Source organism: Flavobacterium sp. RHBU_24, assembly GCF_046613695.1.
Lineage (GTDB): Bacteria > Bacteroidota > Bacteroidia > Flavobacteriales > Flavobacteriaceae > Flavobacterium.
Map to the genome: position 1 here is coordinate 1 of NZ_JBKJHD010000050.1, position 751 is coordinate 751.

Below are 751 nucleotides of genomic sequence, written 5' to 3' on the forward strand. Positions count from 1 at the left end.
TGTCATTTGTATCTGTTATGTATCTTACTATTGTATTTAATCAGTATTAGTTTTGCCTGTTAATATAAATCCATCCTGTTTTCGCTTCGCCCGTATTGCGCTGGAACATATAAAAATAGGTTCCTGTAGGCAATTCCTGCCCATTGTCGGTTTGCCCGCCCCATTGGTTAGTATAATTACCGCTAAAGCTAAAAACCTCTTTTCCGTAACGGTTAAAAATGGTAAGCTTTGTTACATCAAGGTTGCTCAGGTCAAAGGTGTCGTTCAGGCCTATTGAACCACCCGGCGAAATACCCCGCTGTATAAAGCAGTCGCCCGGGCTGATGTGCAGTTCAGTTACGGAGTAGCAGCCATCGGCGTTTTCCGCCCTTACATAAAGATGTGCCGTGGTATCATTTGTTGTATATTCAGCAGGGTTTGCTATCGCGTTTATCGCTTCTTCTGCATTGGCTTCAGAAGTATAGTAACTGATTTCCAGGCCGCTTTCCAGTCCCGCTTCGATTTCAGTAAGGTCATAGGGGGAGCAGCCGGTTACCTCAAGCATTGATGCAAGTACAGGGGCATTGTTAACCTGTAATGTAAAGGTTCCAATCCCGAAACAGTTGCCGTTATCTACACGTACATACACGGTTTGCGCATCCTCTGTGTTACTATAGGCCGCAGGGTTGGCTATAGCATTGGCATTTGCCGTAGCATCAGCCGGCGTAGCAAAGTAGGTTACGGTTACGCCCGGCTGCCCCTGCTGGTACAC

At 46.5% G+C, this 751-nt stretch carries 1 protein-coding gene; it reads right to left on the reverse strand.

Translation table 11 applies throughout. The features are described 5' to 3' along the window. Positions 1–46: 46 nt before the first annotated feature. Positions 47–751 (reverse strand): gliding motility-associated C-terminal domain-containing protein (locus ACLI09_RS18015; protein WP_411421034.1); only part of this gene is annotated, 705 nt, incomplete at its 5' end.